The sequence below is a fragment of the Campylobacter sp. MIT 12-5580 genome, assembly GCF_005406235.1.
Taxonomy (GTDB): Bacteria; Campylobacterota; Campylobacteria; order Campylobacterales; family Campylobacteraceae; genus Campylobacter_D.
Genome location: NZ_NXLK01000002.1, coordinates 217712 through 240496, shown reverse-complemented (window position 1 = coordinate 240496; position 22785 = coordinate 217712). Strand labels below are relative to the sequence as shown.

Sequence of the window (22785 nt, the reverse complement as noted above, 5' to 3'; positions counted from 1 at the left end):
AAAATTTTTCAAGGAAAAACTATGTTTAAAAAGCTTATTTTACCATTTTTGCTAATGTTTATCTTTATAGCTTGTAAGGAGAATTCTCCTGAGTTTATAAGAGCTCAAACAAGCGGTGTGATAAAAGCCTATGAACATGTTTTTGTAAGCTTTATGAATACAAGTTTAGATCAAGAAATTTTAAGCCAAAACAGCATTGATGCAAAAATCAATGGCAAAGAAAGTAAGATTGCTATCAGATTTGACTCAAGCCAAACGCTTCTTTTATACCCAGATTTAGAAGCTAATAAAAACTATAAGATTGAATTTAATATAGCAAATATCCCTGTGAAACTTGAGTTTAAAACAGATTATATGAATTTAAATCTTGAAAATTCAAAATTTATCTCCAAGGGCGAGGATAAAAGCTCGCTTGTTATAGAGTTAAAAAGCTCATTTGAAAACTTAAATCAAAGCATTTTAGCTCAAAGTATGAGTCTTACCCGAGATGGAAAAAAGATCGATTTTTTCTTGCAAAATGTCAATCAAGGACTTATAAGCTTGCAAAGTGAAGTTTTTGAGTTAAGTGATAAAGCCTCAAAATTCACACTTCACATAAGGGCTGACAAACTTGGCTTAAAAGAAGACAAGGATTTTCATTTTAATAGCCCATCAAAAAACAAATTTGCATTCATCAATAGTAAAAATAATAACGATGAAATCGAACTTGAGTTTTCCCAAGCCCTAAATGAAAAGCAAAATTTTAATGATCTTATCAGCATAGAGCCAAAGATCGATTTTAAAGCCTTTGCTATAGGCAACAAACTTAAAATAAACGCTGCATTTTTACCACAAAATGAATACAAACTCACGCTTTCTTCAAATCTTAGCTCAAATAAAAACACAAAACTTGAAGAAAGCACAAGTTTAAATATCTCTTTTGGCTACCAAGCCCCTGCGATTAGCTTTTCAAGTGATGGTGTTTTTTTACCAAGCCTAGCTGATAAAAAGATCGCCTTTAAAAGCCTAAATATCAACAAAGCAAGGCTAAAAGTATATCAAATTTATGCCAACACCTTACACGAATACTTAAGATACAAAAACTTCACTGGTAAAAAAGGCTTAAGCCCTAACTCAAGCGATATAGAAGATGATACTACATATACAAGTGATTTGGTGCTTGAGAAAGAATTTAAACTTGACGCGCAGGCAAATACTTGGGTGCAAAATGAGATCAAGCTTGACGCACTTAAGGACTTAAAAGGAGCCTTTATCGTTGAGCTGAGTTTTAAAGAAGAAGATCTTATGTTTCCAAGCTTTTTTGAAGATGAAGGCTATGAGGATTGGGAGAAAGATCGCTTTTTTTACCGAAGAGCTATAGTGAGTAAAAATCTTGTTTTTTCTGATCTTGGTATTATGGCTGAGGCTATAAATGATCAAATTTTTGTGCGTGTAAATAACTACACGAATTTAAACGCTTTAAATGGCGTAAAAATAGAAGCTATCAACCGCAAAAATCAAGTCATTGCAAGTGCTATAAGCGATGTGCAAGGACAAGCTGTGCTTGATGCAAAAGAACAAGATGTGCTTTTTATCATCGCAAGCAAGGGCGAGGAAGCTGGCATTTTAAGGCTATCAAATCCACTTTCAACTGATGGCTTTGATGTGAGCGGCGCACAAGAAGCAGGTTTGATAGAAGCTTTTATATACACAGATAGGGGCGTGTATAGACCCGGCGATAACGTGCATTTAAACATCGTCGCAAGAAATAAAAAAGCGATGATAAACCACCCCATCATTTTAAAAAGCTTTAAAGATCCACAATCAAGCACTTTGCTAAGCAATATCACGCTAAATCCAAGCTCAAATGGTATGTTTTATCAAGAGCTAAAGCTTGCAAAAGACGCAGCTACTGGGATTTACGAGCTTAAATTTGATATTGCTTCACAAACTTTTTCACATAAAATATTAGTGCAAACCATAGCTCCAAACCGCATAGCCGTGCAGCTTCACAACGAAGAAAGCCTTGATATAAATAAAAATTCAGAGCTTGAGTATAACATAGAAGCAAAATACCTCTTTGGTGCTCCTGCAGCCAAACTTAAAGCACAAACGACTTTAAATGTCATCAAAGATAATTACAAAAACCCAAAATTTACAAATTATATCTTTCAAAATCCTAGCCTTTATATCAGCGAGTATTCAAAAAATGATGATGGCGTGCTTGATGAAAATGGAAAACTTAGCTCAAGCATTACGCTTGGTGAAACTATACTCAACACTCAAGGAACAAATTTTAAAGCCTTGCTTACAAGCGAAGTCTTTGAAACTGGTGGTAGAAGCACAAAAGCCCTTTCTACAATGAAACTTGAAAAGTATAAATACTTTATCGGTATTAAAGAGCTTGAAAACTACTATATCAATAGCGGTGATAAGATCAGCTTTAGCGTCATTGCAAGTGATTTAAATTTCAACACACTTAAAGGTAAAAAAATCACTTATAAAATTTATAAAAACAGCTCTTCATGGTGGTTTGACTATGATAATTACAGCGAATTTTTACGCTCTATCAAAAAAGACAAAAACACCCAAATCATCGCACAAGGCGAGATTACAAGCTCTGATAAACCGGTAAGTTTTAGCTTTGATAGCAAGGATTATTATGGCGAAATGTTTGTTGAGCTAGTTGATAATGAAAGCGGTGTAAGCACCGGCGAGCGTTTTTATGTGAGTTCTTGGGGAGCTGTAAATAACGCTGATATAGTCTCAAGCCTTAAAATAAAAAGCGATAAGGACAAATACCAAGTTGGTGAAAAAGCTATAATCGAATTTGAAAGCACAAAAAATTCAAAAGCTTTTATTACGATAAGTAATAATAAAGGCATCATCAAACAATTTAGCCTAGAGCCTCAAGGCACAAGCACTAAATTTGAGCTGGATTTAAGTAAAGAATACGCGCCAAATGTCTATGTAAGTGTTTCTTTGCTACAAGATTATAATTCATGGCAAAATGATAGAGCCTTGAGGCTTTTTGGGGTTGTGCCTGTGCTTGTGGAGGATAAAGCTACCAAGCTTGAGCTTGATTTAAAAGCTCCTGATAAAATTCTACCGCAAAGCGAATTTGAGCTTGAAATCCAAAGCAAAGATAAAAAAGCCTTTACTTATACTTTGGCTATAGTTGATGAGGGACTTTTAAGCTTGAGTGATTTTGAAACACCAGATATTTGGGGATATTTTTATGCAAAAACCGGCTTTAAACTCAAAGTCTTTGATACTTACGAACAAATCATTGCTAAAACACTTGGCAAGGTTTCAAAGGTGCTAAGCACTGGAGGAGACTTAGAAGCGAGCTTTAACAAAGCCAAAAGAGCAAACAAAAACAAGGCTGATGAGCAAGCAGAGAGATTTAAAGCTGTAGTGCTGTATCAAGCCCCTATACAAAGTGATAAAAAAGGCTATGCAAAGCTAAAATTTCAAATGCCAGCATATATGGGTGCAGTGCGCGTAATGCTTATAGCAAGCAATGGCAAAGCTTTTGGTAGCACGGAAAAAGAAATCATCGTCAGTGCGCCTGTAAGTGTGCTTGAAACCTTTCCAAGAAGCTTAAGAATAAATGATAAATTTGAGTTTTTAGCTCAGGTATTTAAAAACGAAGAAAACGTTACAAACGCAAGCTTGAGCCTTAAAAGCAAAAACAAACTTCTTAGCCTTGATAAAGAAGAAGTGCAAATTGCGTTTAATGGCGATGAAAAAGTTAAAAATATCATCTTTAATATCGCGGTAAATGATGATAAATTAGGACTTGAAGAGCTTGAACTTGAGCTTAAGAGCAAGGATTATCACTTTAAAAATACAAGCCAAATTGATGTTAAAGCTATCAATGCTTATACTTATGAGGGCGAAAATTTCATCATCAAGCCAAATGAAAAAAAAGAATTCCATATCGATCAAAGCTATATCAAAGGAAGCACGCAAGCTGTTTTAGAGCTAAGCTCAACGCCGATTTTAAATTTAAATCATCGCTTAAAATACCTCATCGCTTATCCTTATGGTTGCATTGAGCAAACTACTTCAGCTGTTTTACCTCAGCTTTATTTAGATGAACTTGGCGTAAAGATTAATAAGCAAAAAGTGATTGACAACATAAACGCCGCTCTTACTCGCTACACACGTTTTCAAACGGCTAATGGTGGCTTTGCGTATTGGCAGGGTGGTAAAGAAGCAAACGCTTGGGGAAGCAACTACGCAGGCTTATTTATGATTTTGGCTAAAAATAATGGTTTTTATGTCAGTGATAGTGTGTATAATGCATGGCTTGAATACCAAAAAGACTATATAGACAACAATCTTTACAACACAGATAGTGCCATACTTGTGAATTCTTTATATCTTTTAGCCTTAGTGCAAGAGCCAAATATCGCTGCGATGAATGCCGTGTATGAACAAAAAGATAGGCTAAGCAACACTGCTCTTTGGCAACTTGGTGCGGCTTATAAGCTTGCTGGACTTGAAGATATTGCTTTAAAACTTGTGGCAAATGCTTCTTTTATGCCAAATTCAAGTGAGGAATTTTACCGACAAAGTTATGGCTCTGATCTAAGAGATAAGGCGATTATCCTTGCTTCTTATATAGATATCTATAATAAAATCAATGAGCCTTTATTTAAAGAACTTAGCGAAATTTTAGGCACAAATACTTATCTAAACACCCAAAATGCGGGCTATATGCTCTATGCTTTAGCCAAAGGTGCAAATTTAAATAAAAAAGAAGATGAAGCAGGAAAACTTCAAGGCACACTCGAGCTTTTAAGTAACGCTCAAAATAAAACTTTGCAGTTAGATGACAGCAAACAAAGCATTGAGTTTAGTGAAGGTAAAGCGGTGCTAAATGCTAAAAACACTATATATGGGCATTTTGGTGTTGAGGGCATCAAGCTTGAGCTTAGCAAGCCTTTTACAAATAAGATTAATATTTCACGAAGTTTTTATAACGAAAAAGGCGAGCCTATCGATGAAAGCAAGCTTCAAAGCTCGCAAAACTTTTATATGAGACTTGATGTGAGCCTAAATAACGCTGCTTCAGTGCAAAACTTAGCTCTTACCCAAGTGCTTCCTAGTGGTTGGGAAGTAGCAAATACGCTTTTAGATACAAAAATTCCACGATTTGCCGACAACTCAAAACTTGATTTTATCGATATAAGAGATGATAAGATTATGTGGTTTTTTGATCTATCTAATGATGAAACAAAAAGCTTTTTCATCAAGCTCACCGCAGTAACACCGGGCGAATTTACTTTAAGTGGTGCCTTTGCAGAAGCAATGTATGATAACACTTATCAAAGCTTAAGTGAAGGTAAAAAAGTCATTGTTTCACGCTAAATTTAGCCTTAAGCTTTTGCTTTTGGCTTTTTGTAGTATTTTTGTTTATGTGCTTTTTGTGTTTTTTAGCTTTGATGAAAAAGAACTTCAAAAAGATTTTGAAGCAAGATACAGCAAGGTTTTGTATGATAGAAATGACGCAATTTTAAGCACCTTTATCAACAAAGAAGAACAATGGCATTTAAAAGCTAATGCCATACCAAAAAAGCTTGAAGTGGCTGTTTTGCTGTATGAGGACAAGAATTTTTATTCACATTCTGGGGTGGATTTTCTTGCGATTTTAAGAGCCTTAAAAAGCAATTTTTTAGGCGAGAAAAAAAGCGGTGCAAGCACTATTTCTATGCAAGTTATCAAACTTTTAGAGCAAAATGAACGTACTTTTTGGCATAAATTTAATGAAATGATAAAGGCTTTAAGCCTAGAACAAAGCCTCAGTAAAGATGAAATTCTTAAGCTTTATCTTAACAATGCTCCTTATGGAGGCAATCTTGTTGGTTTTTACTCAGCAATTTTGTTTTATTTTGATAAGGACCCAGCTCATTTAACTTGGAGCGAAGCTGCGCTTTTAGCTGTTTTACCAAATGCGCCGGGTTTGATTAATCTTGAAAAAAACAAAAACAAGCTCCGCCTTAAAAGAGATGCTCTTTTACACAGGCTGTATGCAAAGCATTATTTTGATGAAAATACACTCAAACTTGCACTAAGCGAGCCTTTACCAAGCTTTAAACCAAGAAACAACCTTGCCCCTCATCTAGCCATAAAACTCCTTGATGATACGCACAAGCAAGTAAAATCAAGCATAGATAAACATTTGCAAATCAAATTTGAAGCAAAGGCAAAAGAATTTAGCCTCAAACTCAAGCAAAAAGGTATCAACAACCTTGCCATTATCCTTGCTGATACAAAAAGCTATGAAACACTAGCTTATGTAGGCTCGCAGGATTTTTATGATGAATCTGCTTTAGGACAAGTCAATGGTGCAAATGCTAAACGTAGCGTAGGCTCTGTTTTAAAGCCTTTTTTATATGCTTTAAGCATAGATGAAGGACTTATCGCGCCAAGCTCTTTAGTGCTTGATGTGCCAACTTTTTTTTCAAGCTTTGCTCCGCAAAATGCAAACAAAAAGTATTATGGCTTAATCAGAGCTGATTTTGCCTTAAGCAAATCCTTAAATGTCCCTTTTGTCCAGCTTTTAAAAGAATACGGTTATGAAAAGTTTTTCTATCAGCTTAAAAGCTTTTTAAATTTTAGCGATGAAGACTATAAAAAATACGGACTAAGCCTCATACTAGGCACCAAAGAGTTTAGTCTTGAAGATATGATGAAGCTGTATTTGGCTTTAGCAAATTATGGCAAACTCAAAGAGCTTTCTTTTTACCCAAACTCAAACAACACAAATGAAAGACAAATTTTCACTCAAGGTTCAGCTTATCTTACCTTACAAAGCCTTAAAGACTTAAAAAGAGTAGGCTTAGAAGAATACAACAAAAGCGAAAAAATCATTTCTTATAAAACAGGCACAAGTTATGGCAGGAAAGACGCTTGGGCTATGGCAGCTACGCCTAAATACACGCTTGGTGTTTGGGTTGGAAATTTTAACGGAGAAGCAAATGCTAATCTTTACGGCGTAAGTATAGCTGGGGATTTGCTTTTTGAGCTTTTAGGCGAACTTGATGACTTGAGTTTAGAATTTACACCTCCAAGTGATCTTTTTAGCCTTAAAATAGATACTTTAACAGGATATCGCTATGATGAAAATTTAAAAACACAAGCTTCAAACACGTTTTTTCCAAAAGAAGCTAAGCTTTTACGCACTTCGCCTTTTTTAAAAAAAGTATTTGAGTATGAGGGCAAAGAATTGCACTCTTTAGATGAGAATTTTAAATTCGCAAAAGAAAGGATAAAGCTTGTTTTGCCCTTAAACGCCCTTGCTTTTTTAAATGACAATCAAGTCAAACTCAAGCAAGAAAAAAGCGTAAAAATCCTTTATCCAAACTCGAATTTAAAGCTTATCCGCACTAAGGATTTGCATCAAAAAAATTCTATTATCATCAAACTTGCAAATTTAAATGATGAAAAATTATTTTTATATCTTGATCAAAAGCTTATTTTTGAAGGAAAAACAAAGAGTTTAAGCCTTGATTTTACTCAGGGTAAGCACGAACTTTTTGTGATGAGTGCAAGCGGACAAAGCGATAATGTAAGCTTTGAAGTCGAGTAAATTCAGCGAAAAAAAAGCTTTTTTAAGTTATAATTCTAGCTTTTATTTTAACAAAGGAAACGCAAATGCCAAAGATGAAAAGCGTCAAAAGTGCAGTCAAACGCTTCAAAGTCGGCAAAAATAAGATCAAAAGAGGCTCTGCTTTTAGAAGCCATATTTTGACTAAAAAGCCAGCTAAAAGAATGCGTGATCTTCGCGGCGTAAAATATGTGCATGCAACCAATGTCAAAGCGGTTGAAAAAATGCTTGGAATTTAAGTTTTTGACAAAAGTCATTCAAACTCTCCTTGCTTTTATGAAACAAGGACAAGTTCTTATCAAAAAGACGCCACTTTATGAAAGGAAATAAAAATGGCAAGAGTAAAAACAGGTGTCGTAAGACGCAAAAGACATAAAAAAATCCTCAAACTCGCAAGAGGTTTTTACAGCGGACGTCGCAAACATTTTAGAAAAGCAAAAGAACAACTTGAAAGAAGTTTAGTCTATGCTTATAGAGACAGACGCCGCAAAAAGCGTGAATTTAGAAAACTTTGGATTATTCGTATCAATGCAGCATGCAGGCTCAATGGCTTAAGTTATTCTCGTTTTATGAATGGACTTAAAAAAGCTGGTATTGAGCTTGATAGAAAAATCCTTGCTGATCTTGCGATGAATGATAGCACAGCCTTTGCAAAAATCGCTGAAGAAGTCAAAAAAGCTTTATAACACTACAATCAAGCTTTGTTATAAAGCTTGATTTTCTTTCTCTTAAAATTCTCTTGTTTTAGTGTAAATTTTATCCTTACTTTTAGCATAAGATCAAAGGAAAAACCTTGACGCAAAAGATCAAAATCGCCCAAGAAAAAGATATAAAAACACTTGTAAATTTAGCTTCAAAGCTATGGCAAAATCATAATTTAAGCGAACTTGAAGCTGAATTTACACAAGCTTTTATTGATGAAAAAACTCGGTTTTTTCTCGCTTTAAAAAATGAAGCTGCCATAGGCTTTGCATAATGTGCTTTAAGATATGAGTATGTAGAAGGCACAAACTCAAGCTCAGTTGGCTACTTAGAAGCCATTTTCATCAAAGAAGCCTACCGCAAACAAGGCTTTGCTAAAGAACTGCTTAAAGCTTGTGAGGTGTGGGCAAAAGAAAAGGGTTGCCTTGAGTTTGCAAGTGATTGTGAGCTAAAAAACACCCAAAGCCAGCTTTTTCACAAAGCGATGAATTTCACTCAAGCTAATACCATCGTTTGTTTTGTGAAGAAGCTATGAGTTAAAAACCTACATACAAGTTTAAGTAAAAATTTGAAATTTTAACCCATATTAAACAAAATGAAGCACAAGGCTTGCTAAAGAAACAAGCAAAGCAAGTATAGAGGTATAAAGTGAAATTTTACTTTGAGTTTTAGCCTCAAGTTTTTTAATAGCCTCAGTATTTGCTGCGATTTGCTCTTTTTGGAAGGCATGGTTTTTTTCAAATTCATCAAGTTCTTTTTCTAGCTTTGTTGTATTTTCATCTATTGTGTTTTTAAATTCTTTTAATTCATCAATATCCTTACCAAACTTAACTAAATTTGTCTCCATTTCAATGAATTGCTCTGCTTGTTGTAAAATTTGCTCAACTATAATCTCACTATCCTCACTAAGCTCACTATGTCTACCATTAACATCTTCAAAACCATTTTCAAGCATAGAGCTTAAAGCTGTTACCATAGCTTGAGAAAATCTTGAATTAAATTGAGTAAAAGCTATACTTTCTCTAATAATTTCATTTTGTTCAGCTATTGCTTCAGCCAAAGCTGTAGCTGCTTTGGCATTTAAAATACCTATTTTTTCACCAGGAGATGTAGCAAAAGGAAGTTTTTCCCAAAGCCTTTCACTCACACCTCTATTCCTAAAATTTTCAGCTTCTCTTACTAATTCGTGTGCCTCTGCTATTTTATGATCCACTTCATCAAGCTTTTCAAAAATCCTTGTAGCCTCAGCTAAAGCCATTTCTTTTAGGGTATTTTCATCAAGCTCATCCCAATTTTCTACCTCACTTGGGGTAATTTGTGTTTGAGTTGAAGTAAGTGCATTATTCAAACCCTTAAATGCTACACTAAGAAAATTTAACCACATTTTTATTCCTTTATTAATTTTTTATTGTTTAATTGTTTAAGTTTATTCATAAGCTCAGCTCTTTTTAAATCTGCTTCATCAGCTCTTTTGGCACTTTTATGGATATTAACTTGAGCCTGAGTTATAACTTTTTGCATAGTGTCTATATCTCTAGCAGTTTGTGTATAAGCATCACCTAAACTCAGCCAAGTTTTAGCTAGACTATACTGCACTACAACCCCACTTTGAGCCATGATTTGCACTTGCAAGCCTGCGATTTTACCTTGTGAGCGGATTTTATCCATGAAATAAATAATTATAGTAGAAACCAAGCCAGCTCCAATTGCTGAAAGAGTTATAGCTATAGGTTCAGCTATAGGAGTAAGTAAAGGCAGGGTTGAGATGATGAATTTTTCTATCACCTCAGCTCCTAAAAGAGATAAAGCCGAACTTATGCCTGTAATGATAACCTTTAACGCAGCATAAGCTACTTCATCTTTTGGCATATCTTTTGGGGGATTAACAAGGATTTTTACAGCCTCACAAAGAGAATGAAAACCAGCCATGATAACCTGACTTATCTTTTTAAGTGTAGTTGCAAAGATATTGATGACAAAAAGGACTATGTTTGATAAAAATGCCATTATCGCAGCTTCTATAGAGCCTGAAAATAAGCTTTTCCAATTTTGCTTGATATTTTCCATAATGGCATACATTCTTTTCTTAAAGCGAGCAAAAATTTCAGCTAAACTTTCCTTGCCTTTGTTTGCAAATATAGCCCTTACTTCTATCATCATACCTTGAACAAATTCTTTCATCAGCATTCCAAAAATAGAATACAAAGCCGCACGAGCTGCTTGAGAAGCTCCGGTAGCTAAAAGCTCTTGATAAGGTTTTCCACTTGTATAATACGCCTTATCAACTTTTTTATCTATCTTTTTCTTTTCCTCATCATAAATTTTTAAAAATTCCTCATCATTAATCTCTTTTTGCTTTTCTAGTTTGATTTTTTCATTTTGTTGGCTTTGGGTAAGCTGTCCGTTTTTTTGCTCTAACCGTTCCAAATCAGCAATTCTTTTGTCTCTATGAGCTAAAAATTCTTCTGCTGTTTTTGCCTTTTTAGAGCGGTTTAAGGAAGGATCTGTCATTTTTAAATTTGAGCTTGTATTGACTAAATTTTCCCCACCAATATCTGCTAGAATTCTAGCTCTATCATCATGTATGGTTTTGGCTGCTACTATATGATCTAAATCAGTTTTATCATTTGCACTCAAAGTTTTACCTGTCATATAGTCTTTTAACTGCCCTTGCTTTTTTAACTCGCCTTGAGATTTGTTAATCTTTATATACTCTTCATGCTGGTGATAGCTTTTAGAATCATACTCAGCCCTATTTTCATAAGCTAATTTTTCCTTTTCATTAGCATAAATTCCTTGTCTTACATTATGTGTAGTGCTTACCAAGCCCCCATCTTTACTTTCTAACACATAAGTTAAGCCAAATTGACTTATGATAGTATCCATAACCCTTTCTTCGCAAAGCTTTAAGAGTGTTTCGCCTTGCTCTTTTGGTAATTGAGCTTCAAGATTTTTAAGCTCTGCTAGGCTTTGTTCTAAGCCTTGATCAATTTGCAAACGCAAAGTATCTTGAGCTGATAAAAGCTCTATTTCTTTGTCTAAAGCCTTAAAATCAGTATTACTCAAATCAAGCTCTAAAACTTCTTTTTGCATACAACCCTCCTTGTAAAAAATAAATTTATACCTTGCTTCCGTGAAAACAAGGTATAAATTGATTTATTAATTTTGATAAAAAAGTTATTTGTAGGTTTAAAATAAAGGAAAATAAAAATATAAAAGAAAGAAAAAAGATTAAAAAGATAAGAAAAAGCTATGCAAGATAAATTTAACTTTTTAAAGCCCCCCCCCCCTTAGGAGAATTTGGCTCATTTTTTGTGAATTTAAATCCCTAAAAATCTGTGTTTGCACCGCTTGCTTCACGCTTTAACCTTAAGTGAAATAAAAGCGTATTATAAACAAATTTATATAAAATTAAGTTTAAACCCACACACCACCTCGCTTCAAGCAAATTTTAAAAATATAAATCACAAAAATTTTAAACCTAAACTCAAAATAAAAAAGCTATAATTGCAAAATGTTTTTCAAACAAAGGCTTTATCTTATCAAAAAGGCTTGATTTATGCTTTCACTTCTTAGCAATCCCATTCTCATCAGCGTTGTGTTGATGTGTGTTTTATGTTTGTTTCGGTTTAATGTGCTTTTAAGCATACTTATCTGTGCGCTTGTAGCTGGGCTTTTAAGTGGCTTTAGCTTGCAAGATAGTATGCAAATTCTTACACTTGGTATGCAAGGCAACCTCAAAACCGCTCTAAGTTATATACTCTTAGGTGCTATAGCAGCGGCTATTTCTCGCACGAATTTAACGGCTTTTTTGGTGCATTTTGTCTCTCGTTTCATCTCGCACAAAAAATACCTTTTGATCTTTTCAATAGCCCTTATTGCTTGTTTTTCTCAAAACCTCGTGCCTATACATATAGCCTTTATCCCTATACTCATACCGCCTTTGCTTGTAGTGTTTAATAAACTTAAGATTGACAGAAGAGCAGTAGCGTGTGCTTTAACCTTTGGGCTAACCACACCTTATATGGTGCTTCCTTTGGGCTTTGGGCTGATCTTTCAAGATTTGCTTCGTGAAAATTTAAATCAAAACAATGTCTTTGTCAGCCTTGAAATGGTAAGCAATACTATGTATCTTGGTGCTATTTGTATGCTTGTGGGCTTGATTTTGGGCGTTTGTGTGTTTTATGCTAAACCAAGAGAGTATAAAGAAGCACAAATTCAAAAACTAGATCTTGACAATCTTAAAATGCAGCGCAAAGAATGGGGCGTATTTATAGGGCTTATCTTTATGCTTGCATGTCAAATTTATACTCAAAATTTGCCTTTAAGTGGGCTTATAAGTTTTATTTTGATGATTATTCTAGGTGGGGTGGAGTATAAAAAAGTAGATTTTGTCTTTGATGAGGGCTTAAAGATCATGGGTTATGTCGCCTTTGTGATGCTTGTAGCAGCTGGCTTTGCTGAAGTTTTAAAACAAAGTGGAAGTATCAATACCCTTGTTGAGTTTGTCCTACCTTTTATGCGTGAATATAAACTTATCGCTATCATCTTAATGCTTCTTATTGGACTTCTCATCACTATGGGTATAGGCACTTCCTTTGGCACTATCCCTATCATCGCAACGCTGTTTTGCCCGCTTTGCTTAGAACTTGGCTTTTCTTATGCTGCCATTATCTTTATCATCGGCATAGCTGGAGCCTTAGGCGATGCAGGCTCTCCAGCAAGTGAAACTACACTTGGCGTAAGCGTAGGCTTAAAAGCAGACACACAAGCTGATCACATCAAAGATGTATGCATACCAACTTTTATCTGTTTTAATGGCTCTTTGCTCGTCATTGGCTCGATTATCACTTTGTTTTTATGAGTTTAGATAGGGCAAATCATCTTATAAAATTAAGTTGATTTGTCTATATTTTTAATCAAGGTTTTAATCTCTTCATTAAACAACTCGTCTTCATTCATTCTCTCTCTCATCTTAAAACCAGCTTCTATAAGGGCATAAAGTTCAGGCTTTGTGCTTTTCCAGCGTTGCAAAGTTCGAGTCGTAAGCCTTAAAATCCTTGCTTTATCTTGTTGGGTGTATCTCAAAGCTTTTTTCCTAAAAATATTTTTATCATTGTAATAAGCTTTTTCTTTATTTCAAATTGCGACAATATTTCATAAATTTATATAAATATAAGAAAATATGTCGTATAATGCCTATAGTTAAATTTATCTTAAAGGAGAAATCATGATAAAAATATTTTTTGTTTTTATCACAAGTCTTTTTATAACCGCTTGTGCTTATACTCAAGGCACTGAAATTTCACAAGCTCAGCTTGAAAAGCTTCAGATCAACAAAAGCACGCAAACAGATGTTGAAACCATAGTAGGCTACCCTCAACGCAAACAAAATCTCAACGGAGGCGAAATTTGGTATTATGACTTTAGTAAAATTAGCGCAAATCCATTTGGTGGCAATGTCGATGAAAGCACTATTTTTGAATTTGACAAACAAGGCAGGCTTAAGAAAAAATACAAAAGTTCTAACTTTGGAAACAAAAATCCCCTACTTGGCAACTAAGGCAAAAATATGAATGCGATTAAAAGAACTTTACGGAATTTAAGTTTTGCGTATTTTTTCAAAAACTATGTTTTTGCAGCACTTATAGCTGCAGTATTTTTTTACTATACCCCGATAAAAAACGCACCTACTATTAGCCTTATAGTCATCAATTTTATATTTTATCCCTTTGCGGTTTGTGTTTGGGACAATTTAAGAGATTTGTTTTTTGGGAATTTGAATTTATGGGCAACTGGAACTTTTATTTTGCTTCTTTTTGGTATCAAAATACTAATCAAGATGATACTATTTGTGCTTGCTCTGCCTCTTGGGATACTTGGTTTTTTACTTCTTATGTTTCTTTCACGCAACGAAGAATAAAACTCAATAACTGCGAAAGCTATTTTTAGACTTTTGCAGTTAATTTAAATTTCATAAAAAATTAACGAAAAAATCGCTAAAAGCTATTTATTAAAAGAATTAAGCACCTTTTTCACAGCTTGCTTGGCGGCTTCTTTTTTCACTTCGGTTTTAATTTCTTCTTGTTTTTTACTAATACCTTCGCTTGTTTTTGTTTTTAAGTCTTGTTTTTGTTCTTCATAAATTTCACTTACACTTTTGCCTTCTTGGTAAGATTTAAAGGCATTTGCACCCATATTTTTAAGCTCTTCTTTGTATTCTTCTTTGTTGTTTTTTTCTTTTTGAGCTTGTTTTTCATATACATTTTTGCCTATTTCTATGCCGGTGCTAATATCTTCTTTGCTTAAAGAGCTAAAATCAAAGGCATTTAAAGCCAAAACACTAAGAGCTAAAGAGTTAAAAATCTTTTTCATTTTTTTCCTTAAAAAGTTAAAATAAGCCATGATTATAGCACAAAGCTTAAAACAAATTCAAGCTTTTTTAAGTTAAGATATGATTTTAAAAAGGAAATCATCATGCAAACTTACACAAATGCTGCGATCACAGGAGCAAGCTCTGGCATTGGCAAAGAACTTGCCCTGCTTTTAGCACAAGAACAAACCACACTTTTTTTAAACGCAAGAGATGAAACAAGGCTTAAAAAGGTGCAAGCTAAGGCACAAGAATTTGGTAGCAAAGCCTTTGTTTATGCCTTTGATGTGTGCGATGAAAAAGCGTGCAAAGCATGGTGTGAGGAGCTTTTTAAAGAGCCTTTGGATTTGCTTATTTTAAATGCTGGCATAAGTAGCGGTGATGATGAGAGCGAGCAAAAACAAATTCAAATCGCTAAAACCAATGTCCTAGGCATTACAAATCTTATCTTTTATGCGATAAATGCTATGCAAAAGCAAGAATTAAGGGGTAAATTTAAAGGACAAATCGTCTTAGTTTCTTCCATAGCTTCGCTTTTAGCCCTGCCAAATGCTCCTACTTATAGTGCGTCAAAGCATTATGTTTCAGTACTTTGCGAGGCTTTAAGCTTGGCTTATCCTGAAATTTGCTTTACTTGCATTTGTCCGGGTTTTATTAAGACAAATTTAACCGAACACTTAAAGCTAAAGATGATGGACGCAGACACTGCCTCGCTTGAAATTTTAAACGCTATAAAAGAGAGAAAGAAAAAATTTATTTTTCCTTTTCATATCGCTTTGATTGCAAGAATTTATGCGTTTTTACCTTTTTTTATCAAGCGTTATTTTGTGCGTTTTTTACAAAAAAGAGCCAAACTTTAAGGATGAGTAAGCTTAAAATCCTCAATCAAAGCTTCACAAATTTTAAAAAAATTCACCCCATTTATAGAGCTATAATCCTTAAAAAAATCATACATGCCCCAAAAGCCACTCTCAAGCTCTTTTGACTTTACTCCATAACTGATAGAAAGCCCAGCTTCAATAAAAGCAGCTAATTTATCACAATATTTTAAAGCCTTTCCATCAATGGCTTTGTATTCATTGCTATTAAGTGAATCTAAGCTGCCACTACATACGCCAACTTGATTGTTTTTAAAGCTTCTATTTTCAAATTCATTTTTAATAAACACGCCATTTTCATCTTTGCGAATACCTAAAATATAAGCAAACTCAGCCCTAAACTCACTTGGCACAAAGGGTAAAATTCGCTCATCAATAAGCTTCATCTCATATTCAGCTATGAGGGTGTGAAGTCCTTCTATGCCGTATTTTACAGGGCTTATAATGTCTCTTGTCAAGCTTTCTGGCAGATCATGAAACAAAGCACAATAAAAATTATACTCAAGCCTTGCATCACAAGCTTTAATCTCAAGTGAGTAAAAATAGCTCAAAATCGCCACTACAAGCATATGCCCAAGCACCGCAGTTTCAGGTATGCGAGGTGTTTGCGCCCAACGCTTTTGAAAGCGGAGTCTACCACTTAGATCGATGATTTTAGCGATTTTTTGATTTAAGGCGATTTTCCTTGCACCTATGAGCTCATAATAATCCTCAAGTTCTTCCTCAACCTTATTTTTAATCTCTTCTATATCGCTTAAAAATTGACTTGTTTGATAGATGATATTAAATTCCCACCTTGTGGCAAAATAAGAAGCCGCCTTTAAGATAAGCCTTTCTTTTTCATACTCATCTGAGTGCAAATAATGCTCAAAACGTTTTAAAAACTCGCCTCCTTCAAGCCCTTCTATCATGGGCTCAAGCTTGCTTAAAACCCAAGCATTAACCTCATCTTTTTTTTGTTTGACGATCTCACGATACACATCAGGACGTATATCAGTAACAACCACGCGACTTAAAAACTCAAAAATTCCAGCCTCTATAATGCGTCTCATATCGACATTTTTTTCCATTTTAGCGATAAAATATGCGATGATAAATTTATGAGCTTGTTTATCAAGTTCAACCAAATTTGCCATTCTAGGATAATCATTCCAACGACTGATTGAAGCGGCTTTGAAGATATGTTCTATAAGTTTAATATCTATCATTTTTTTTACTTTGCCTTTTTTTGCTTTATCTTAAAAATATGTAAATTTATACGCCTACCATAACAGAAGTCGCTTTTATAATCGCTGTAGCTTCTTTACCAACGGCTAAATCAAGCTCTTTAACAGAATCTAAAGAGATAGTTGCACTGATGATATTACCTCCGCCAATGTCGATTTTTACGATGGCATTAACTGAACCCTTTTCAATCTCTGTGATTTTACCTTTGAGTTGATTTCTTGCACTGATTTTCATTGTTTGTCCTTTAAAATATAATTTAAAAATTTATTGTATCATCTTTTAAACAAAAATGAAATTTTTTTAGGAAAAAATATGAATTTATGGGACATAAAAGCTAAACACTACGCTCGCTACACGCCAAAACTAAATCATTTACAAAAGAAAAGCTTTGAAGCTTTAAGCAAACTTAACATAGACTTAAACAATAAACATATTATCGATATAGGTTGTGGCACAGGTGTTTGGAGCTTGCATTTAGCAGGCAAAGCAAAGCACCTTGACGCGCTTGATAGCTCAAAAAATATGCTTGAAATTTTACAAGATGACGCGTTAAAGCTTAAATTTCACAATATCACATATATCCACTCAAGTTTTAAAGACTTTGTGCCTAAACAAAGCTATGATCTTGCTTTTCTTTCTATGTCAAGCGCCCTTGAAAATGAAGCTTTGATGCAAAAATTTCTCAAACTTGCTCCTAAAAGAGTGTATCTTAACTTTATAGGAAACAGAAAGAGTGATTTTTTAGCCTTTGTGTTTAAAGCCTTTAAGCATGACAATAAAAAGCCAAGAAAAAAGGACTTAGAAAGCTTTTTAAAACAACACCAAATTCCTGTTTATAAGCAAGTTTTTAGCGAAACAAGAAGGGTAAAAAGAAGCCCTCAAGAAGCCTTAGAAAATGCAAGTTGGCATTTAAAGATGAGTGGCATTGATCCAGCAGGGCTTGAAAAACTCATAGGCACACAAAACATAGATGAAACTATACGTTCAAAATTCAAACTTTTAATCTTCTAATTTGGCTTGATACTGCAAAGTCTGCCCTGCCATAAAAGGCACTACTTTAAGACTTTTATCCTTGCTTGCATACACACTTGGCACTTGCCACTGCTTTTGTTCTAATGTGATGATCTTATCTTTTTTAAAGCTTAGTTTATGGGCTTTGCAGGCATTATCTGAGATAAATTTTTGCAAATTATTTAAATTTGAATGCTTTGTGAAAAGCTCTGCTAAAACACTTATAATCACAGGAGCTGAGAAAACCCCAGCCGCACAGCCACAGCATTCTTTTTCATGTTGAGGGTGAGGTGCTGAGTCACTTCCAAACATTACCTTTTCAAAACCAGAAAAAGCAAGCTTACATAAAGCTTCTTTATCTTCTTTTCTTTTGGCTATAGGCTTGCAAAAAAGATGAGGCTGCATTTTGCCCCCTATAACATCATCAAGCGTAAGCAAAAGGTGGTGCAGGGTAATGGTAGCGTATAGATTATCAAAGCTTTGCACAAGCTCGCAAAGCACTTTTGTCGTGATATGCTCCATAACAATCTTAAGTTTTGGAAAATGAAGGGCAAGCTTTTCATAAATTGGTGCAAACCTAGCTTCTCTATCCATCACAAAATCATTCGTCTCGCCATGCACAAGCAAAGGAATTTCAAGCTCACTCATCGCCTCAAGCGTAGGTTTAAGCTCATCTATATCAAACGCACTCACTCCACCATCTGAATTTGTCGTAATGCCGGCTGGATATAGCTTGATAGCAAAAATTTCATCTCTTAGGTTTTCTAAAAACGTCTTATCATATCCTTTATAAAAAAGTGTCATTAAAGGCGTAAAGTCTTCTTGCTTGCACGCGTTTAAAACCCTTTGTTTATAAGCTTTTAAAGCACTTGGTTCAGTTAGTGGTGGCACTAAATTTGGCATGATAACCCCAGCCTTAAATTCCTTCGCAGAAAATGGTGCGACAAACTCAAGCATAGCTTCATCTCTAAAATGTAGGTGCATATCAAGGGGATTTGTAAGTTTCATAATCTATCCAATCTAAGCTGATAAAAGCCGTTTTTAAGGCGTTTGAAAAGCTTTTTTTCTTCTAAAAACCCAAAAGTGCTGATGATAGTAGGCTTTGAGATGTTAAGCTCTTTTGAAAGCTCATCTATCTTACAAAAAACAAAGCCATTTTCATCAGCTCTTTGGCACAAAATTTTTATAATTTCAAAACGTTTGCGTCCAAGTAACACAGCGCACAAATTTTGCATTCTTTCGTTCATAAGCAAGATTGTAACATAACTTGCTTAAATTTAGAGCTAAAAAAGCAAGGTAAAAAGCACAAAAGCCCAAACGCCAACAGCAAGGCACACACTTAAAAAAACAGCCGCTGAAGCACAATCTTTGGCGATTTTTGCTTTTTCATGCCATTCTTGTGTAATAAGATCAACACAAGCTTCTATGCTTGAATTTACGCATTCTGCGATAAGTATGAAAAACAAAACAGCGATTAAAAAAAGATGAATTTCAAAGCTTACAGGCAAAAAAAGACTGATGATAAGGGCTGGGATAATGATAACAAGCTCGATTTGAAAGGCTCTTTCGTTTTTTATCATCGCCAAAAGTCCAGCTAGAGCGTAGCTTGCGTTTGAAAAAAAGCTGTATTTTGGTTTCATAATCCCTCCTTAACTTGCAAACTTAGTATATCATAATTTGGATTATAAAACTTGCTTTGCACTTTAAAATACCCAAGCAAAGTGCTAAAAATATAATCATGCGAAAGTTCGTAGTTGCTATGTGCCTTTGCTGTTTGCATAAGCGTTGTATCGTTTGAGTAAAAGATGAGCGGAACTTCTGTTTGCTCAAGTGGCGCAAAAGCATACGGCATAGCATGCAAATAAATTCCATTCTCACCTAAGCTTTCTCCATGATCTGAAATATAAATCAACGAGCTTTCTTGATCTTCTTTTTGAAGTAAAGTCATGATCTTAGAAAGCAAAAAGTCTGTGTAAAGCAAGGTATTATCATAAGTGTTGATAATAGCCTCACTGCTGCACTCTTGAAGCTCGTTTGTATCACAAGTTGGCTCAAAACGTCTAAACTCGCTTGGATAACGTTTATAATAAGTTGGTCCATGTGAGCCTTGCAAATGAAGCACGATGATCTCGTATTCATCTTCACTGAAAAGTTCTTTTTTAAAATCCTCAAGCAAAGCCCCATCAAATTCAGCGTCAAGGTATTTTGAATGAGCTATTCTTTTGCAAACTCCTTGACAACCTCCTGAATTATTGCCTAAAATGCTTACTTTTACCCCTACTTTTTGCAAAATATCAAAAGCATTTTCTTGAAATTCAGAGCTTGAATACTCCTTTCGCGTCGAAGCTGAAAGCATACAAGGCACACTCACAGCTGTAGAAGTGCCACAAGAGCTTACCTCAGTAAAATACACTGCCCCCAAATTTGAAGTATAAGCGGTGGTGTCGTTGATATGATCTTTGTTTTTAAAGCGGAAATTTGCTGCTCTTGCTGTTTCACCGATGACAAAAACGAGTAGTTTTCTTTTTGTATTTTCACTGAGTTTGGCATCTTGGGAGATGATCTTAAGTTCAGGCTTTTTCACGACTTTTTGTTTGACATATCGCACGAAAGAATAAATTTGAAAAACAGGGGCATTATATACTCTTGTTTGATTGTAGTTGCGGAAAAATGGGATAAGAGTTTTACTTTGCGGTAAAAAACAAGCAAGCACGATAATTAAAGCGATGAAAATGCTGGTGAATTTAATCGCTATATGTCTAAGCCCCCCCCCCCCAACGAATTTTACACTTTAAGATCAAAAAACTTGGCACAAGCCCTAAAAACACGATCCAAAATAAAAAAGTAAAATTAAAAAGCTCTTTAAGCTCTCTTTGATCAGTATTAAGAGCATTTTGTATCATATCTTTATCAATAACAACCCCATAAAAGTGCATAAAATAAGCACTCACGCAAGTTACGAGCACAAAAATAATCGCAAAAAACTGCGTTAAAAAAGGCAAAAAAAGCAAGCCAAAAATCATCACCAAAAGTGAAAAATAAATCAGCACAAAAGAAATTTTAAGCCACAAACTCGCATCTTCATCTAAATTCGAATAAATAAAATCAAAAAGATGAAAATTCATCAAAGTGATGAAAAGAGCATTCAGCAAAACAAAGTTTAACCAAGAAATTTCAAAACGTTTCATCAAAGCTTCCTTTAAAAAATAAAAGGCGTATTATAAGATAAAAGTGTGAAATCAGTGTTAATCAAAAAAGCAAGTTTTCAAACACCAAAATCTTGACAAAATTGTTATTAAAATATGCTATGATTAGCCTTTTTAAAATGAAAAGGTATAAGATGAAACTGCTTTCTTGGAATGTCAATGGCTTGCGCGCCATTTGCGATAAAAACGCTTTAGCTTGGTTAGAAAAAGAGAGTTTTGACTTTGTAGGCTTTCAAGAGATAAAAGCCCATGAGGATAAATTCCCAAAGCAAATTTATGAGCTTGATTTTAAACATATCGCCTCAAATTCAGCTAAAAGGGCTGGGTATTCTGGGGTGATGAGCTTGTATAATTTTGAGGCACAAACAAGTAAATGCCAATTTTGCGATGATGAAGAAGGACGCGTGCTAGAACACCGCTTTGGCAATGTGGTGCTTTTTAATATCTATTTTCCAAATGGACAAAAAGATGAAATTAGGCTTGATTTTAAGATGAAATTTTATGCGGATTTTTTAGCGTATCTTAAAGATTTGCTGGCTGAAAAAAAAGACATTATCATTTGTGGTGATGTCAATACGGCGCACAAAGAGATTGATCTAACACACCCAAAAGCAAATGCAAAAACTTCTGGCTTTTTGCCTATAGAAAGGGCTTGGATAGATGATTTGCTTGCGCTTGGCTTTATCGATACTTTTAGGGCAGTAAATGGCGATATTAAAGAAAAATACTCGTGGTGGAGTTATAGAATGAAGGCAAGAGATAGGAATGTGGGCTGGAGGATTGATTATTTTTTCATCTCAAAAAGCCTTGAAAATAAGCTTAAAAATGCCTTTATACGAGATGATATATTTGGCTCAGATCACGCTCCTGTTGGTATAGAACTTGATATTTAAGATTGCTTTTGGGTGTTTGAAGTAGCTTTTTGCTGTAATTTGTTTTGTTTAAGACTTTAAAAAGTAAGATTAAAGATGATAATTTAGCTTTCTAAAAGGTGTTGCAAAAGAATTTTAGCTCCTATGCAAATCAGCACCACGCCACCGATAAATTCAGCTTTTTCTTTAAATTTCGTACCAAATTTTTTACCGATTTTAAGAGCAAGCGCTGAAAAGATGAAAGTAATCACGCCGATGATTAGCACCGAGCTAAAAATTTCAATATGCAAAAAAGCAAAACTCACCCCAACAGCTAAAGCATCGATACTTGTCGCCATAGCAAGCAAAAACATAGTTTGAAAGCCAAATTGATCGCTGTTTGCATCACAGCTATCTTTTTGTCTGCTCTCTTTAATCATCTTTAAGCCGATCAAACTCAACAAAATAAAAGCAATCCAATGATCATAATCATCAATGAATGAGCTTAAAGCAGAGCCTAAAAAATACCCAATCAAAGGCATTAAAGCTTGAAAACCACCAAAATAAAGCCCCACGATCAAAAAATGCTTTATTTTAAGCTCATTTACACTAAAGCCCTTACACAAAGCTACAGCAAAGGCGTCCATTGACAAAGCACAGGCGAGAAAAACGAGGCTTAAAATATCCATTTTGATAAAAGTTCCTTAATTATTAATTATTACAATTTTAGTCTTTAATTGTAAAACTATAACAAAAGCAAACTAAATTAAAAATTAAAAAGTTAAAAACGATAATTCAGCAATTTTTAAGTCCTTAATTGCTATAATCTCACTTTTAAATTTAAAGCTATATTTGGCCCATTCGTCTAGCGGTTAGGACATCGCCCTTTCACGGCGGTAACACGAGTTCGAGTCTCGTATGGGTCGCCACCCTCCTTTTT

General features: G+C 34.6%; 21 protein-coding genes, 1 tRNA gene and 2 pseudogenes. 13 read left to right on the top strand and 11 right to left on the bottom strand.

All coding sequences use genetic code 11. The features are described from left to right. Positions 1–21 precede the first annotated feature (21 nt). The 6 genes and pseudogenes from CQA38_RS03215 to CQA38_RS09305 form a co-directional block, all read left to right on the top strand. Positions 22–5358 (top strand): MG2 domain-containing protein, encoded by a 5337-nt coding sequence (locus CQA38_RS03215; RefSeq protein WP_137632544.1) that lies wholly within the window; start codon positions 22–24, stop codon positions 5356–5358. Next, entirely contained in the window at positions 5345–7579 is a 2235-nt protein-coding gene (gene pbpC, locus CQA38_RS03210; RefSeq protein ID WP_249355165.1) for a penicillin-binding protein 1C, read from the top strand. Before CQA38_RS03215 ends, pbpC begins: the two co-directional genes overlap by 14 nt. Before the next feature lie 65 nt (positions 7580–7644). After that, complete coding sequence (rpmI, locus tag CQA38_RS03205; RefSeq protein ID WP_034905871.1) at positions 7645–7836, top strand: 50S ribosomal protein L35; 192 nt, start codon at positions 7645–7647, stop codon at positions 7834–7836. A 93-nt stretch (positions 7837–7929) separates the two neighbouring features. After that, positions 7930–8283 (top strand): 50S ribosomal protein L20, encoded by a 354-nt coding sequence (rplT, locus tag CQA38_RS03200; RefSeq protein ID WP_137632543.1) that lies wholly within the window; start codon positions 7930–7932, stop codon positions 8281–8283. A 107-nt stretch (positions 8284–8390) separates the two neighbouring features. Beyond that, positions 8391–8573, top strand: a complete 183-nt coding sequence (locus CQA38_RS09310; RefSeq protein ID WP_212741809.1) for a hypothetical protein — start codon at positions 8391–8393, stop codon at positions 8571–8573. Positions 8574–8615: 42 nt separating this feature from the next. After that, positions 8616–8834: pseudogene (locus tag CQA38_RS09305) on the top strand (GNAT family N-acetyltransferase); the annotation flags it as partial. Positions 8835–8885: 51 nt separating this feature from the next. Here CQA38_RS09305 and CQA38_RS03190 read toward each other — a convergent pair. Together CQA38_RS03190 and CQA38_RS03185 are read right to left on the bottom strand one after the other, a co-directional pair. Then, positions 8886–9683, bottom strand: coding sequence for a hypothetical protein (locus CQA38_RS03190; protein ID WP_137632542.1), 798 nt, complete (start codon positions 9681–9683; stop codon positions 8886–8888). Between the two features lie 2 nt (positions 9684–9685). Next, positions 9686–11392: a hypothetical protein gene (locus tag CQA38_RS03185; RefSeq protein ID WP_137632541.1), complete on the bottom strand. Its 1707-nt coding sequence runs from the start codon at positions 11390–11392 to the stop codon at positions 9686–9688. A gap of 466 nt (positions 11393–11858) precedes the next feature. On the opposite strand from CQA38_RS03185, the gene CQA38_RS03180 reads away from it, so the two are divergent. Further along, entirely contained in the window at positions 11859–13163 is a 1305-nt protein-coding gene (locus CQA38_RS03180) for a Na+/H+ antiporter NhaC family protein (RefSeq protein ID WP_137632540.1), read from the top strand. A gap of 29 nt (positions 13164–13192) precedes the next feature. Here the strand turns inward: CQA38_RS03180 and CQA38_RS03175 are convergent, their stop codons facing one another. Beyond that, entirely contained in the window at positions 13193–13387 is a 195-nt protein-coding gene (locus CQA38_RS03175; protein WP_137632539.1) for a hypothetical protein, read from the bottom strand. Positions 13388–13529: 142 nt separating this feature from the next. Between CQA38_RS03175 and bamE the strand changes: the two genes are divergently transcribed. Together bamE and CQA38_RS03165 are read left to right on the top strand one after the other, a co-directional pair. Beyond that, positions 13530–13862 (top strand): outer membrane protein assembly factor BamE, encoded by a 333-nt coding sequence (gene bamE / locus CQA38_RS03170; protein ID WP_137632538.1) that lies wholly within the window; start codon positions 13530–13532, stop codon positions 13860–13862. 9 nt (positions 13863–13871) lie between these two features. Next, positions 13872–14222 carry a hypothetical protein gene (locus CQA38_RS03165; RefSeq protein WP_137632537.1) on the top strand — a complete coding sequence of 117 codons (351 nt, stop codon included), beginning with the start codon at positions 13872–13874 and terminating at the stop codon, positions 14220–14222. Positions 14223–14305: 83 nt separating this feature from the next. On the opposite strand, the gene CQA38_RS03160 is transcribed toward CQA38_RS03165, so the two are convergent. After that, on the bottom strand, positions 14306–14674 hold the full coding sequence (locus CQA38_RS03160) for a hypothetical protein (RefSeq protein ID WP_137632536.1): 369 nt from the start codon (positions 14672–14674) through the stop codon (positions 14306–14308). Between the two features lie 102 nt (positions 14675–14776). Here CQA38_RS03160 and CQA38_RS03155 point away from each other — a divergent pair, with 102 nt between their 5' ends. Next, positions 14777–15532, top strand: coding sequence for an SDR family NAD(P)-dependent oxidoreductase (locus CQA38_RS03155; protein WP_137632535.1), 756 nt, complete (start codon positions 14777–14779; stop codon positions 15530–15532). Here CQA38_RS03155 and CQA38_RS03150 read toward each other — a convergent pair. After that, entirely contained in the window at positions 15529–16758 is a 1230-nt protein-coding gene (locus tag CQA38_RS03150) for an HD domain-containing protein (protein WP_137632534.1), read from the bottom strand. The two genes, CQA38_RS03155 and CQA38_RS03150, sit on opposite strands and share 4 nt — an antisense overlap. Before the next feature lie 46 nt (positions 16759–16804). Next, the gene (locus CQA38_RS03145) at positions 16805–17011 is read right to left on the bottom strand and encodes a TOBE domain-containing protein (protein ID WP_137632533.1); all 207 of its coding nucleotides are present in this window, start codon (positions 17009–17011) and stop codon (positions 16805–16807) included. A 78-nt stretch (positions 17012–17089) separates the two neighbouring features. On the opposite strand from CQA38_RS03145, the gene CQA38_RS03140 reads away from it, so the two are divergent. Next, on the top strand, positions 17090–17788 hold the full coding sequence (locus tag CQA38_RS03140) for a class I SAM-dependent methyltransferase (protein ID WP_137632532.1): 699 nt from the start codon (positions 17090–17092) through the stop codon (positions 17786–17788). On the opposite strand, the gene pyrC is transcribed toward CQA38_RS03140, so the two are convergent. The 4 genes and pseudogenes from pyrC to CQA38_RS03120 all read right to left on the bottom strand — a co-directional run bounded on the left by pyrC (position 17777) and on the right by CQA38_RS03120 (position 20976). After that, positions 17777–18796 (bottom strand): dihydroorotase, encoded by a 1020-nt coding sequence (gene pyrC / locus CQA38_RS03135; RefSeq protein WP_137632531.1) that lies wholly within the window; start codon positions 18794–18796, stop codon positions 17777–17779. The two genes, CQA38_RS03140 and pyrC, sit on opposite strands and share 12 nt — an antisense overlap. Then, positions 18793–19035 carry a replication/maintenance protein RepL gene (locus tag CQA38_RS03130; protein ID WP_137632530.1) on the bottom strand — a complete coding sequence of 81 codons (243 nt, stop codon included), beginning with the start codon at positions 19033–19035 and terminating at the stop codon, positions 18793–18795. The genes pyrC and CQA38_RS03130 overlap by 4 nt, the downstream gene beginning before the upstream one ends. Before the next feature lie 36 nt (positions 19036–19071). Further along, positions 19072–19428, bottom strand: coding sequence for a diacylglycerol kinase (locus CQA38_RS03125; protein ID WP_137632529.1), 357 nt, complete (start codon positions 19426–19428; stop codon positions 19072–19074). After that, positions 19425–20976: pseudogene (locus tag CQA38_RS03120) on the bottom strand (phosphoethanolamine--lipid A transferase). Before CQA38_RS03120 ends, CQA38_RS03125 begins: the two are co-directional and overlap by 4 nt. A 152-nt stretch (positions 20977–21128) precedes the next feature. On the opposite strand from CQA38_RS03120, the gene CQA38_RS03115 reads away from it, so the two are divergent. Then, positions 21129–21887: an exodeoxyribonuclease III gene (locus tag CQA38_RS03115; protein WP_137632633.1), complete on the top strand. Its 759-nt coding sequence runs from the start codon at positions 21129–21131 to the stop codon at positions 21885–21887. An 83-nt stretch (positions 21888–21970) separates the two neighbouring features. On the opposite strand, the gene CQA38_RS03110 is transcribed toward CQA38_RS03115, so the two are convergent. Beyond that, complete coding sequence (locus tag CQA38_RS03110; protein ID WP_137632528.1) at positions 21971–22534, bottom strand: manganese efflux pump MntP family protein; 564 nt, start codon at positions 22532–22534, stop codon at positions 21971–21973. A gap of 165 nt (positions 22535–22699) precedes the next feature. On the opposite strand from CQA38_RS03110, the gene CQA38_RS03105 reads away from it, so the two are divergent. Beyond that, positions 22700–22774, top strand: a tRNA-Glu gene (locus tag CQA38_RS03105). The last annotated feature ends 11 nt before the right edge of the window (positions 22775–22785 follow it).